The organism is Rhizobium sp. CB3171 (genome assembly GCF_029714265.1).
Lineage (GTDB): Bacteria > Pseudomonadota > Alphaproteobacteria > Rhizobiales > Rhizobiaceae > Rhizobium.
In genome coordinates this window covers 1,080,160-1,094,371 of record NZ_CP121653.1, presented here as the reverse complement: position 1 = coordinate 1,094,371, position 14,212 = coordinate 1,080,160, and the positions used below count along the sequence as shown (strand labels likewise).

Sequence of the window (14,212 nt, the reverse complement as noted above, 5' to 3'; positions counted from 1 at the left end):
GAAGATTTTCTCGTATCGGCTCTTCAACAGGAATGAGAGTCCCGGATAATGAAATACGGCATTGGCGCAACGACTGCCTCTCGGGTGAGCCCGGAAACGAAACTGATCGTGTCGCAGTCGCCATTCGATGCCTATGTGCGCAAGTACGGCACGATCCCGCGGCGGGGCGTCTTCGGCTATTTCGTGCATGAACTCGGCCGCCGCATCGTCGGCGGCGACTATCCCGTCGGCTCGACGCTTCCGAACGAACCGGAACTCGTGGAGCAGTTCGGCATCAGCCGCACCGTGATCCGCGAAGCGATGAAATGCCTTGCCGGCAAGGGGCTGGTGGAGATCAAGACCCGTGTCGGCACGCGCGTCAAGGATCGCTCCAACTGGCATCATCTCGATACCGACGTCATGGTCTGGTACTACGAGACCGGCCCTTCGGTGGAGATCATGCGCTCGATCAAGGATCTCCGGCGGGTGCTGGAGCCGGAAGCCACCGCGCGAGCCGCTGCGCGCGGCACCGCCGACGATCTCGCCGCCATCGCCTCTGCCTATGACGACATGGTTTCCACCATTGGCGACGTCAACACCAATGCCGATGCCGACCTGCGCTTCCACACCGCGATCTTTGCCGCGACCCGCAACATGATCTACGCGCAGCTCATCGATTTGATCGCCGTTGCGATCTACGCCAACCGAGCGCTTTCGAGCCATGACGAAGTGGCGGAAGGCCAGAAACGTTCCCTGCCCTATCACAAAGACGTCCTGGACGCGATCATTGCCCGCGATCCCGATGCGGCGCTCAAGGCCTCACATCGCCTGCTCGACGCCTGGCGCATCGATCGCTACGATTTCTGAGGCGGCAAAGACGGCCGTTGATTGTTTCCACGGCGCCGGAAAATCATCACGCAAGAGATTGTAATAACGATATAAACCCGACGGAGTGCATCGCATTCCGCCGGGCTTTGCGCAATATTTCAAATATGATGAGCTCAGTGCGTCATTGCTTCCTGCGCATCCGTCTTCGGTACTTGCCGGCGGCCGGCATCATGCGCCACCGGGATGAGCCAGGTGGTCGCGAAGGTCAGGATCGCGACGACGACAACGCCCCAGAAGCTCCAATGCAGGGCCGCATCGAAGACGCCGCGGATTGCCGGATCACTGGCGAGATCAGAAAGGCCGGTCGGCTGGTTCAGGACGCCATGCAGCTTGGCGGCCAGATCGCCGCTGCCGAAGTGGACGATGCCGATATTGAGCACGGCGCCCAAGGCGGTCGCGCCGAGCGTATTGCCAAGGCTGCGTGAAAAGATGATCGACGCCGTGGCGCTACCGCGCATCGACCATTCCACACTCTCCTGCACGAGCACGATACTGGTGAGGCTGATGAGACCCATGCCGAAACCCATCAGGAAGGAGCCGATACCGGCCAGAACCGGGCTGCTCTCCGGCGTCAGGAACAGGAGGAAGGCCGCGCCGAAGGGGAACATAAAGCTGCCGACGCGCAGCGTCCTGCGAATGCCGAACGCGCGGAAGAAGCGGCTCGATAGCATCACCGCCAGCGGCCAGCCGACAATCAGCATCGTCAGCGTGAAGCCTGCCACCAGCGGCGAACGGCCGAGCACACCCTGTACGTAGATCGGCAGAATAGTCGTCAGCCCGATCAGCGCCATGCCGGCCAGAAGCGTCGCCGCATTGCTGGTCGCCACTAGCCGCCGGCCCCAGAGCTCGATCGAGATGATCGGCTCCGGCGCGCGCCGCTCTTGCAGGAGGAACAGCACGCCGGTGACGACGAAGACGAGCGCGAGCGTGCCTAGAATGCCGAATCCGGAGTCGGTCTCGGTGAGGATCACCAGCAATGAGATGATCGATATCGAAAACAGGATCGTGCCGAGATAGTCGATCTTCGCCTCGCGCGGCGTGATCTGCTCATGCAGGAAAAGGGTGAAGCCGATGATGGTCAGCACACCGACCGGCAGGTTGATCCAGAAAATCCAGGCCCACGAGAAATTATCGACGATGATGCCGCCGGCAAGCGGGCCGATGACGGCCGACACCGCCCAGACACTGGCGAGCACGCCCTGCACCTTGGCGCGCTCCTCCAGCTTATAGAGATCGCCGACCACGGTCATCGTCACCGGCTGGATGGCACCGGCACCAAGGCCCTGCAGCAGTCGGAAGGCAATCAGCGAAGCCATCGACCAGGCCAAGCCGGCGAGCGCCGAACCGACGAGGAAAATGAGGATACCGCCGATCAGGATCGGCTTGCGGCCAAAAATATCCGACAGCTTGCCATAGATCACCGTCGTCGTGGACTGTGCCAGGAGGAAGGCGGAGAAAACCCAGCTATAATAGGTAAAGCCACCGAGCTGACCGACGATGCGGGGCATGGCGGTGGCAACGATCGTCGCCTCGACCGCGACCATGAAAGTCGCGAGCATGATCGAGACAATGACCAGCGGACGTCTTGAACGATCGGCCGTACTGGACATGACATTCCTTTCTGACTGTTCCGCCCGGCAGCAAACGCACGCGAACCGTCAAAGACGGCCATGGGCGAACGATAAATTTTGGAATCGACGTCGAAGGATTAAACAACTGCAGGGGCGTCGGCCTGCTGAAACATTATAGTAAGCTTTGCATACTTATGCCAGCATGTGTCAATCGTTTGACAAAGGGCATGCCTTGTTCGCCGATTGGCTCATCTTTGCGGCCGTGACGCCGCAATTCGCGTGTCACCATACGCCATCATGCAATACCGTCGCCTCTTCGCAAAGCATCGGCCCGACAACCTCGACTTTACGCTGGCCCGCTTCGAAGACGACGCGACAGGGCAGATCAAGCGTCGGATTTTCGGGATGATTGCCGATAATCGCCTTCAACCGGCTTTCACTGAGACCATAGACGACACGACCGACGCCAGCCCAATAGGCGGCGCCGGCGCACATGGCACAGGGTTCCGCGGAAGTATACATCGTGCATTGCACGAGGAAACCCGGCGAATATTGCTGCGAAGCCCGTGTCATCAGTACGCGCTCGGCATGGCCGGTCATGTCCTGCGTCGGATTGAAAGCGTTTTCCTGCTCCATCAGCACCGTTCCGTCGGGGCCGACGAGAATGGCGCCGAAAGGATGATTGCCGTTAGTTCGCGCCCGCGACGCGACCTCGAAGGATCGGCGCAAAAAGACTTCGTCGTCGAGAGGTGCGGTCATAGGTCCGGGCCTTGCGATGAAACAGGATATCAGCAGCTTGCGCGTTGCTAACCTAGCTGACAAGTCGCTATTTCGAGGCATGGCAGGAAACGCGCTGCCCTTAGGTGGCAGCGATCACGCTCTTCGGTTCCAGATAGGCCTCCAAGCCAAAGACGCCGTATTCGCGGCCGATGCCGGATTGCTTGAAGCCGCCGAAGGGCGCCATAGGCTCATTGTGAAATCCATTGATCATCACTCGCCCGGCCACGATGCGCGAGGCGACCGCGCGGGCGCGCCCGGGGTCGGACGAAATCACATAGGCTTGCAGCCCGTAGACGGTATCGTTGGCAATGGAGATCGCTTCCTCTTCACTCCTGTAGGTGAGAACGCAGAGGACCGGCCCGAAGATTTCCTCGCGGGCGATCGTCATGTCGTTGGTGACGTCGGTGAAAGCGGTCGGCTTGACGAAATAGCCGCTTTCCATATCGTCCGGCCGCCCCTCGCCGCCGACAAGGACCGTCGCACCGTCCTGAATTCCCAACTGGATGTAGCGCTGCACGCGCTCATATTGCTTTTGGCTCACAATCGGGCCGATTGCGGTTGCGGGATCACGGGGATCGCCGACTTTGATGTTCTCGACCGCAGCCTTGAGCATTGCATTGAATTCCGCCGCACGCGATTCCGGCACAAGTACACGCGTGCCGGCAATACAGGCCTGGCCGCTATTGGCAAAGCCGGCGGCGATGACATGCGGGATGGCCTCGGCAAAATCGGCGTCATCGAGAACCAGCGTCGGCGACTTGCCGCCAAGCTCCAGCGTCACCCGCTTCATGGTTTCAGCCCCTGCACGCAGGATCGCCTTGCCGACGGCGGTTGAGCCGGTGAAGGAAATCTTGGCGATGTCGGGATGGCTGCTCAATTCGGCGCCGACCACATCGCCGCGGCCGTTGACGATGTTGAACACGTCGGCCGGCAAGCCGGCATCGTGCAGGCACTCCGTCAGGATTTGCGTCTGCAAGGCGCTCATTTCACTCGGCTTGATGACGGCGGTGCAGCCGGCGGCAATCGCGGTCGCGAGCTTGTTGCAGATGAAGCCGTAATCGTTGTTCCAGGGCGTGATGAGGCCGACAACCCCAAGCGGCTCCATGAGCACCTCCGCCGATCCGATCCGCCGCGTGAATTCATAGTGCTCGAGCGTTTTCGCGGCATTGAGAAAACAATCTGCCGCATAACGCGTTGCCCAGGAGGCGCGGGAAACCGGGGCGCCATATTCCTCGATCGTCGCCTCCGTCAGAGCTTCAGCCTTTGCGAGAACGGAATCGTGCAGCCGGGTCAGCAAGGCGATGCGCTCTTCCTTGCTTGTCTGTGAAAACGACGGAAAAGCCCGCTTGGCGGCCGCGATGGCGCGGCGCGCATCCTCTGCGTCGCCGAGCCGGACCTTGCCGATGACTTCGCCCTTTGCCGGATTGAAGAGATCGAAAAGCTCCTCCCCGTGCGGCGCAACGAAACTGCCGTCGATGTAAATTTTGTCGATGATCCTCATGATGATCTCCTTGCCCGGCGATGCGGTTTTTGTGGCTATTTCCGATATAAGCCGATAGGTTTGGATCAATAAGCGGGACAAAACACCATGAAGTGGTGCGGAAATCGGGATAATGCATAAGTCCGGATTGATCGAACTCGAAGCCATCATCGCGGTCGCCCGGCGCGGCAGTTTCCGAGCCGCAGCGGTGGAGCTCGGCATGTCGCCGACGGCGCTGAGCCATGCCGTCGCCGGATTGGAAACCCGGCTTGGTGTGCGCCTGTTCAACCGGACGACGCGCAGCGTGTCGCTTTCAGCCGCCGGCGAGCAGTTTGTCGCCACGGTCGCACCGGCGCTTTCGGACATCCACGGCGCCATGGAAGCGGCAAACAGCCACCGTGACACGCCGGCCGGTATCCTGCGCATCAACAGCTCGGTCGGCGCAGCACGCCAGATCCTGACGCCGATCGTTCTTGAATATCTCAAACGCTATCCGGACATGCGTCTCGATCTGGTGACCGAGGCCCGAATGATCGATATCGTCGCGGACAGCTTCGATGCCGGCATCCGTACGATGGATACCGTTCCGAAAGACATGATCGCCGTGCCCTTCGGCCCGCCATTGCGCTATGCCGTCGTCGGATCTCCCGCCTATTTCGAAGCGCACCCAAAGCCCGGCAAGCCACAGGATCTAATGCAGCATTGTTGCATCCGTGCCCGGTTACCGAGCGGCGCGCTCTATCGCTGGGAATTCGAAAAACAAGGCGAAGTGCTGACCCTCGATGTTCCCGGTTCCCTCACTCTCGACGAGCCGACATTGATCCTGGAAGCGGCCCGCGAGGGTGCAGGCCTGGCATATCTTTCGGAATGGTCCACCGCTGCCGATATCGCTGCGGGACGATTGGTGCGCATACTGGAAGACTGGACGCCTGCTCTGCCCGGCCTCTGCCTCTATTATCCCAGCCGCCGGCTCCTGCCGGCCGGGCTGCGGGCGCTCGTCGATTTGATCCATGAGGTCGGCCGGCGCTGACTGCCGAAAGTGGCGCGCTCGCCAGCAACGCGCACGAGCTGCTCCCTGCAAGTCCGAGCAATGGACTTAAGCCATTTTTGTGATTTATTGCGATTAATTTGTTCAATTGCTAAACTTATTTTCAAGCCAAAATAATCGGCAAATACCCAGGCGGAACACCGAATTGCTCACCTCTTCGCAGCGACAGCTCCTGCGTGTCATCAGCGAATCCGGCCCGCTCAGCCGGACGGTTCTTGCCGCATCGATGGGGCTCAGCAAGGCAGCGATGAGCGGCATTGCCCGCGATCTGATCACGCTTGGCGTCCTGCATGAAACCGAAACGGTCTATGGCCAGGGCCGGCCGTCGATATTGCTTGATCTGCATCCTGAAGGCGCGTTCTTCGTCGGCATTTCACTGCTTGAGGATCCGGCGCCGATGGTCCTCAGCGATCTCAACGGTAAGATTATTGCCCGCGAGAATATGCCCTTGTCGCGCGATCCGGAGGTCATAGCGAGGCTGATCGCCGATGCGCTTCCGAAACTGCTCGCCGGGCGGCCTGATGTGGCAGCCAAACTATCGGGCCTTGGCGTGGCGCTCTCCGGTTTTGTCGACGAGAAGCAAGCCAATTGCGTGCAATCTACCCTGCTTGGCTGGCAGGACGTGCCGCTTGCTAAGATCATCCGGCAGAAGACCGGCATCGAGACCTTCATTGAAAACGACGCCAAGGCCATAGCCGTCAGCGAAAAGCTGTTCGGCAGCGCTCGCGACATCCGGAATTTCAGCGTCGTCTCGTTGGGAGACGGCGTCGGATGCGCCCATTTCATCCGAGGCAAGCTCTATCGTGGCAATCACGGCGGCGCCGGTGAGATCGCCCATTGCACCATCGAGCCCAACGGCTCGCCCTGCCGCTGCGGCAAGCGCGGCTGCCTCGACACCGTGGCCTCGATAAACGCGATCAAGGAAATGTCGAAGGCGGAAGGCCTTTCCTGCACATCGCTCACCGAGCTGGAGGAGGAGGCATCGGCCGGCAATGCCATCGCCATCCGTATCCTGCACCGGGCCGGTGGCGCCCTCGGCCTGGCGATCGCTCATCTCATCCAGTTCAACGATCCCGGCATGATCCTGATCACCCATGTCGAAGGCAATTTCGACGGATTGTTCGGCACCGTCGTGCAGCAGGCGATCGAAGCCAATGTGTTGCCGCGCTACGCCGGGCAGACGCCGATCCGCACTCAATGCGTCAACGGCGACATCTGGGCGCGAGGTGCGGCGAGCATCGCCGCCCATAATTTCCTGATTGGTCCCAACCCGAATTGAGGTTTTCCATGCGTATTGCCGTTGGTGGCATTCATATCGAATGCAGCACGTACAATCCGGTTCTGAACGAAGAAAAGGATTTCCGCGTCGTGCGCGGCGAGGAACTGACGGCCGCACCTTATTTCGCATTTCTCAAAGACTATGACGCCGAGTTCCTGCCGACGATCCACGCCAGGGCCATCGCCGGCGGGCCTGTTGCGCGCCACTCCTATGAAGCCTTCAAGGCGGAATTCCTGGAGCGGCTGAAGCCGCTCTTGCCGCTCGACGGTCTCTACCTCGCCATGCATGGGGCAATGTATGTCGAGGGCATGGAGGATGCGGAGGGCGATTGGATAAGCGCTGCCCGCGAGGTCGTCGGCGACGACTGCATGCTTTCGGCGAGCTACGATCTGCATGGCAATGTCACCCAGCGTATCATCGATGCATTGGACATGTATTCCACCTATCGCACCGCGCCGCATATCGATGTCGAGGAAACCATGCGCCGTGCGGTGACGATGCTCACTAAAAGCTTAAAGACCGGCGTGAAGCCCGTCCTGCTTTGGGCGCCGATCCCGGTCGTGCTGCCCGGAGAGCGCACCAGTACGGTCGATGAGCCTGCAAAGAGTCTCTACGACCTGCTGCCCGGCATCGATGCCATCGATGGTGTCTGGGATGCCTCGCTGATGGTCGGCTATGTCTGGGCCGACGAGCCCCGTGCTACTGCGGCCGCCATCATGACCGGCACGGACCGCTCCGTTCTCGAACGCGAAGCCAAACGGCTGGCGCAGGCCTATTGGGATGTCCGCAAGGATTTCGTCTTTGGTTGCGAGACCGGCTCGATCGAGGAATGTGTCGCAAAGGCAATCGGCAGCCCGACCGCGCCTGTTGTGCTTGCCGAATCCGGCGATAACCCGACCGGCGGCGGTGTCGGCGACCGCGCCGATGTCCTGGCGGAACTGATAGCCCAGGGCGCGACCGACGTCGTTTTCGCGGGGATCGCCGACAGAGCGGCAACCGAAGCCTGCTATGCTGCCGGTGTCGGCGCCAGACTCGATCTCACTGTCGGCACATCGCTGGACACTGAGGGCAGCAAACCGGTGACCGCCGCGTTCACAGTCAAGTTTCTGCTGAATACCGACGATGCCACAGACCGCCAGGCGGTCGTCTCGGTGGGTGGCATCGATCTGGTGCTGTCGGTCAAACGCCGCCCCTATCACAATATCGCCGACTTCACGCGTCTCGGGCTCGATCCGCACCAAGCCAAGATCGTCGTCGTGAAGTCCGGCTATCTCTCGCCGGAACTGGCTCCAATCGCCAATCCGAACCTGATGGCGCTCTCACCCGGGGTCGTCGACCAGTTCGTCGAGCGGCTGCCGCGGCTGCGCAAGCAGAAGCCCACCTACCCCTTTGACAGGGATTTTACCTTCACGCCCGAGGTGGCGATTTCAGCCCATTCGACAAACCGACGCTGATTGTCGCGGAGGTACGGCACCACAAAATTATTATGCATCGTAATATGTTGCGAAAGAACTTGACGCAGGGCGTGCGTTGACCTTGTATTGAACCAATTTAAAATTGGTCCGATATATAAAACATCATGACAGCGGGCAATCTTCCCGAAAATTCCACCTATGCCCTGGAAAAGCTCCGGGGCCTGTTGGAATCGGACAAACTGGAATCGGAAGGCAAGCTGCCGACAGAGCGGGCTCTTTCGGATATGTTCGGCGTCAGCCGCCGCGCCATCCGGCGGGCGCTGGAGGTGCTGGAGGCAGAAGGCCGCATTTGGCGGCGCCAGGGGTCGGGGACCTATGCCGGCCAGCGCCCGGATGACTGGAGCAGGCATGTCGGCTCGCTCGTCGCCGGCACCAATCTCATGGAAGTCATGGAAGTGCGCCTGCGCATCGAGCCGCAGCTCGCCCAGCTCGCCGCGATGCGCGCCAAACCCGACGATATCGAGCGCATGTACGAGCTGACGAAAAAGATCTTCGCCAGCGGCGATGCCGATAGCCGTGAACTTTGGGACGGCGCGCTGCATCGCCTGATCGCACAAAGCGCCGGCAATCAGTTCTTTCTGTCGATCTTCGATGTCATCAACCATGTCCGTCAGGATGAGGCATGGCAAACCATTCGCGAATTGGCCCGCAGCGCCAACAGAACGCGTCCGGTAACCTACACACAGCATATGGCAATCATCGATGCGATCGCTGCTCGCGATCCGATGAAAGCTGCCGAAGCCATGCGCGAGCATCTGCTGATGCTGCAGGAAAGCCTGATCCGCGTCACCTCGCTCGACGCGCAGCATCCGCAGAAGGAGCTGGCCGACGAGTTTGCCGAGGATTTGAAATGATCGCACGAAGCATGAATCATCTGAAAGGGCTGCTGCAATGACCGCATTTACGACACGTCCGGAAATTCTCGGCACCTTCGGTGTCGTCACCTCCACGCATTGGATCGCCTCGGCGGTCGGCATGAGCATCCTCGAAAAGGGCGGTAACGCCTTCGATGCGGCTGTTGCGACCGGCTTTGTCCTGCAGATCGTCGAGCCGCATCTCTGCGGTCCCGGCGGCGATATGCCCGCGGTCATTTATTCCAAGAAGAAGGACAAGGTCGAAGTCATCTGTGCCCAGGGCACGGCTCCCGCCGGCGCCACTCTCGAACATTATGCGAGCGAGGGCCTGTCGCTGATACCCGGTGACGGCCTGCTTGCAACCGTTATCCCCGGCTCCTTCGGCGGCTGGATGCTGATGCTGCGCGACTATGGCAAGCTCACCGTCCGCGACGTCCTCGAGCCGGCGATCCTCTATGCCGAACATGGCCATCCGGTGCTACCGCGCGTTTCCGAGACCATAGCCGGCCTCGCCGATTTCTATCGCCAGGAGTGGCCGACCTCCTATGAAACCTGGCTGCCAGGCGGCTTCGCTCCCGAACCCTGGTCGAACTTCAAGAACCCGGTGCTTGCCGAAACCTGGAAACGCGTGGTCGCGGAGGCGGAAAACAAAAGCGGCCGCGAGGCGCAAATCGAAGCGGCACGCGACGCTTACTATCGCGGCTTTGTCGCCGAGGCGATCGACGCTTACCTCCGCAAGGCGGAAGTCATGGATGCGAGCGGCCAACGCCACAAGGGCGTGCTGACGGCCGACGACATGGCCAACTGGTCGCCAACGATCGAAGAGCCGTTGACCTACGACTATCACGGCTGGACGATCGCCAAGATCGGCCCTTGGGGCCAAGGGCCGGCTTTCCTGCAGACGCTGTCGCTGCTCAAAGGCTTCGATCTCGCGGCCATGGAGCCGGCCGGCGCAGATTTCGTCCACACGATCACGGAAGCGATGAAGCTCGCCTTTGCCGACCGCGAGGTCTATTACGGCGATCCGAACTTCTCCAAGGTGCCGCTCGATATCCTGCTGTCGGATGCCTATGCCGAAGAGCGTCGTAAGCTGATCACCTCGCAAGCGTCCTATGACCTGCGTCCCGGCAGGCTGCCCGGCTTCGAAAGCCAATATGATCTCACCATGGACATGCTGGAAACGCCGGAAGCCAAGGCTGGCGTGGTCTACGAGCCAACCATGTCGCATCTGAGGGAGAAACGCGGCGATACCGTGCATATCGACGTCATCGACCGCGAAGGCAATATGGTCTCGGTGACGCCCTCGGGCGGTTGGCTGCAATCTTCGCCGGTCATCCCCGGTCTCGGCTTCTGCCTCAATTCGCGCGCGCAAATGTTCTGGCTGAAGCCCGGCCTGCCTTCGTCGCTCGCGCCCGGCAAGCGGCCGCGCACTACGCTGACGCCATCGCTCGGCCTCTATGAGGGGCGTCCGACGCTTGCCTTCGGCACACCCGGCGGCGACCAACAGGAACAATGGCAGCTCTCCTTCTTCCTGCGCTATGCCCATCACGGCATGAACCTGCAGGAGGCAATCGATCAGCCGCTGTTCCACAGCGCGCATTTCCCGAGCTCCTTCTATCCCCGCACACGCGAGCCCGGCAGCATTACGGCAGAAGCCAATTTCAGCGCCGAGGTGCTCGATGCATTGCGCAAGAAGGGCCACAAGCTGACGGTCGCGCCGGAATGGACGGTCGGCCGGCTGACCGCCGCACGGCGCGATGCCAGCGGCCTGCTGCGGGCGGCCGCCACGCCGCGTTTGATGCAGGCCTATGCGGTCGGGAGGTAATCTGATGCGGCTGGATCTGGCCGCATAACGCAATCGTGCCGTTGACTTCAGCCGGTTCGCGCGCTGATATCGGCAGCCTGTTTTCAAAATGATTTGGAGTGATTGTGATGACTGATACCGTGCTCGATATCCCGGTGAAGCGGATCGATGGCAGCGAGACGACACTTGCCGATTATCGCGGCAAGGTCATCATGGTCGTCAACGTCGCCTCCAAATGCGGGCTGACGGTTCAATATGAAGGGCTGGAAAAGCTCTACGAGGACAAGCGCGATGACGGTCTCGTCATTGCCGGCTTTCCTGCCAATGATTTCATGGGCCAGGAACCGGGCACGAATGACGAAATCTTGAGCTTCTGCACCCTCACCTATGACGTGCAGTTTCCGATGTTTTCCAAGATCGCAGTGACGGGCGAAGAGCGGCATCCGCTCTACAACAGCCTGATCGCCTCCGGCGTCGAAACGACCGGTGATGGGCCGATGCGGGAACGCCTGGCGAAACACGGCCTCGAAACCGGGCAGAATGGCGGGATCGTCTGGAACTTTGAGAAATTCGTGATCGGCCGGGATGGCAAGGTCGCTGCCCGCTTCGCACCTGATGTTACGGCAGACGATCCGCGCTTGCTCTCGGCTCTGGAAAAAGAGCTGGCCCGCGCCGGCTGAGGCACGACGTAGATTTCGAAAAATATATCATAATCCCAATAGGTTACGCTTTCTCTAGGGCAGCAGCGCAAAGATGCTTAGCCCGGTCGTATCATTGCCTCCCCTCCTAGCCGGGAGTATCTTCCGGCTTCCGAATATATCCGGACGGAACGCTGCAGCAGTTCTGATGGGAGGAGGATGTCATGCGCGAACCTGATATGCAAAAACTTGACGCCCTGGTCGGACGCCTAGTCGGCGACGTCGGCGCGGCGGTCTCGGGAGTGTTGGTGACACTCGGAGACCATTTAGGCCTGTTCAAAGCCATGGCGGACGGGACGCCGATGACGTCGACGGAACTGGCCGACAAGGTGGGCGTGAAGGAGCGCTATGTGCGCGAATGGCTGTCGGCCCAAGCCGCAGCCGATTATGTCAGCTACGACGACAAGACCGAACGCTTCTACCTGACTCCCGAACAAGCGATGGTGTTTGCTGAGGAAAACAGCCCCGCCTTCTTCACCGGCGCCTTTGACGTCGTTCAGTCCATGTGGATGGACGAGCCGAAGATCGCCAATGCTTTCAAGACCGGTAGCGGTCTCGGATGGCATGAACACAGCGCCTGCCTGTTCCGCGGCACAGAGCGGTTTTTCCGGCCGGGCTACAACAGCCACCTCGTCTCGGAATGGATACCGGCACTGGAGGGCCTCGATGAAAAGCTTCAGGCCGGCGCTGCGGTGGCCGACGTTGGTTGCGGTCATGGCGCCTCCACCATCCTGATGGCGCAGGCCTATCCGAACTCGACCTTCTTCGGTTTCGACTACCATCTCCCCTCTATCGAGCGGGCGAGAGCCGCAGCGAAGGAGGCAGGCGTCGCCGGCCGCATCACCTTCGAGCAGGCGTCAGCCAAGGATTTCCCGGCTGCCGGCTATGATCTCGTGGCGATGTTCGATTGCCTGCACGACATGGGCGATCCCGTGGGTGCTGGCAAGCATGTCAAGGAAAGCCTTGCTGACGACGGCACCTGGATGATCGTCGAGCCTTTCGCGCATGATTGCCTGAAGGACAATCTCAATCCGGTCGGCCGCGTCTTCTACGGCGCCTCGACCATGATCTGCACGCCGGCTTCATTATCGCAGGAAGTCGGTCTGGGTTTGGGCGCGCAAGCCGGTGAGATGAAACTGCGCAAAGTCGCCATGGATGCGGGCTATTCGCATTTCCGCAAGGCGACTGAAACGCCGTTCAACATGGTCTTCGAAGTCAGGGCATGAAGACCGCGCCGCGCGCTGTTGAACGCGCGGCGCGACTCGATCCTTCAAAGACGCTGACCATCTTCACCAAACAGGGACGCGAGCGCCGGCTGGAAATAGACCGGCTGCTCGCTCTCCAACGCAACCTCCTCATCGGCATCGATGCGCACCGACATGGTCTCCTTGCCGACCTGGCCCCAGACCAGATTGTCCGAGCCCATGGGCTCGACGATGCTGAAGGTTGCCGGCAGGCTGGACATGCGGCCATTGGCAGGGGCGAACTGCATCTGTTCCGGCCGCACGCCAAGCGTTGCGGGACGGCCATCGCCGGGCGTGCCAGAAAACTCATAGCCATTCAGGTCGATCTTGCGTCCATCAGTCAAGATGAAGGCGGGCGTACCCCCATTGCTCGCCACCTGCCCCGATAGGAAGTTCATGGATGGCGAGCCGACGAAACCGGCAACGAAGCGATTGACCGGCCGGCGGTAAATTTCCTTCGGCGCGGCGAACTGCTGGATGACGCCGCCGCTCATGACGGCTATGCGGTCGGCGAGCGTCAGTGCCTCGATCTGGTCGTGCGTGACATAGATCATTGTCGAGCCGAGGCCGGCATGCAGGCGCTTCAGCTCGACACGCAGCTCGGTGCGGAGCTTGGCGTCGAGGTTGGAAAGCGGTTCGTCGAACAGGAAGACATCGACGTCGCGTACCAGGGCGCGGCCGATGGCGACACGCTGGCGTTGGCCGCCCGAAAGTTCGCCCGGCCGTCGCTTGCGCAACGGATCGATCTGCAGGATCTGCACTGCGCGATTGACGCGCTCGGCGATCTCGTCCTTGCCCATGCCGGCGATGCGCAGCCCGAAGGACAGATTTCCCTCGACCGTCATCGTCGGATAGAGCGCGTAGGACTGGAACACCATGCCGATGCCGCGATCCTTCGGTTCCTCCCAGGTTACGTTTCTGTCGCCGATCCAGATCTGGCCGCCGCTGATGTCGGTAAGACCGGCGATGGCGTTGAGCAGGGTGGACTTGCCGCAGCCGGACGGTCCGAGAAGGACGATGAACTCGCCCGACTGGATTTCAATATTCAACGATTTCAGCACGCTGACGCTGCCGAAATCGATTGCTAGTTCGCGAATGGAAACATTGGCCAT

At 60.7% G+C, this 14,212-nt stretch carries 12 protein-coding genes; 8 read left to right on the top strand and 4 right to left on the bottom strand.

Annotated elements, in window-relative coordinates; translation table 11 throughout:
• Positions 1-48 precede the first annotated feature (48 nt).
• Entirely contained in the window at positions 49-846 is a 798-nt protein-coding gene (locus tag QA648_RS24345) for a FadR/GntR family transcriptional regulator (RefSeq protein WP_260305067.1), read from the top strand.
• Between the two features lie 134 nt (positions 847-980).
• Here the strand turns inward: QA648_RS24345 and QA648_RS24340 are convergent, their stop codons facing one another.
• The 3 genes from QA648_RS24340 to QA648_RS24330 form a co-directional block, all read right to left on the bottom strand.
• On the bottom strand, positions 981-2,477 hold the full coding sequence (locus tag QA648_RS24340; RefSeq protein ID WP_283054010.1) for an MDR family MFS transporter: 1,497 nt from the start codon (positions 2,475-2,477) through the stop codon (positions 981-983).
• Between the two features lie 243 nt (positions 2,478-2,720).
• On the bottom strand, positions 2,721-3,197 hold the full coding sequence (locus tag QA648_RS24335) for a nucleoside deaminase (protein ID WP_283054009.1): 477 nt from the start codon (positions 3,195-3,197) through the stop codon (positions 2,721-2,723).
• A 100-nt stretch (positions 3,198-3,297) separates the two neighbouring features.
• Entirely contained in the window at positions 3,298-4,719 is a 1,422-nt protein-coding gene (locus QA648_RS24330; protein WP_283054008.1) for an aldehyde dehydrogenase family protein, read from the bottom strand.
• Positions 4,720-4,831: 112 nt separating this feature from the next.
• Between QA648_RS24330 and QA648_RS24325 the strand changes: the two genes are divergently transcribed.
• The 7 genes from QA648_RS24325 (at position 4,832) to QA648_RS24295 (ending at position 13,082) form a co-directional block, all read left to right on the top strand.
• Positions 4,832-5,728 (top strand): LysR family transcriptional regulator, encoded by an 897-nt coding sequence (locus QA648_RS24325; RefSeq protein WP_283054007.1) that lies wholly within the window; start codon positions 4,832-4,834, stop codon positions 5,726-5,728.
• Positions 5,729-5,891: 163 nt separating this feature from the next.
• On the top strand, positions 5,892-7,025 hold the full coding sequence (locus QA648_RS24320; RefSeq protein WP_283054006.1) for an ROK family transcriptional regulator: 1,134 nt from the start codon (positions 5,892-5,894) through the stop codon (positions 7,023-7,025).
• A gap of 8 nt (positions 7,026-7,033) precedes the next feature.
• Positions 7,034-8,479: a M81 family metallopeptidase gene (locus tag QA648_RS24315; RefSeq protein WP_283054005.1), complete on the top strand. Its 1,446-nt coding sequence runs from the start codon at positions 7,034-7,036 to the stop codon at positions 8,477-8,479.
• A 125-nt stretch (positions 8,480-8,604) separates the two neighbouring features.
• Complete coding sequence (locus QA648_RS24310) at positions 8,605-9,354, top strand: FadR/GntR family transcriptional regulator (protein WP_283054004.1); 750 nt, start codon at positions 8,605-8,607, stop codon at positions 9,352-9,354.
• A 37-nt stretch (positions 9,355-9,391) separates the two neighbouring features.
• A complete protein-coding gene (locus QA648_RS24305; RefSeq protein WP_283054003.1) occupies positions 9,392-11,179 on the top strand; it encodes a gamma-glutamyltransferase family protein in 1,788 nt (595 codons plus the stop codon).
• Positions 11,180-11,286: 107 nt separating this feature from the next.
• Positions 11,287-11,838 carry a glutathione peroxidase gene (locus QA648_RS24300; protein WP_283054002.1) on the top strand — a complete coding sequence of 184 codons (552 nt, stop codon included), beginning with the start codon at positions 11,287-11,289 and terminating at the stop codon, positions 11,836-11,838.
• Between the two features lie 182 nt (positions 11,839-12,020).
• Positions 12,021-13,082 (top strand): class I SAM-dependent methyltransferase, encoded by a 1,062-nt coding sequence (locus QA648_RS24295; protein WP_104826751.1) that lies wholly within the window; start codon positions 12,021-12,023, stop codon positions 13,080-13,082.
• A gap of 44 nt (positions 13,083-13,126) precedes the next feature.
• On the opposite strand, the gene QA648_RS24290 is transcribed toward QA648_RS24295, so the two are convergent.
• Positions 13,127-14,212 (bottom strand): ATP-binding cassette domain-containing protein, encoded by a 1,086-nt coding sequence (locus tag QA648_RS24290; protein ID WP_283054001.1) that lies wholly within the window; start codon positions 14,210-14,212, stop codon positions 13,127-13,129.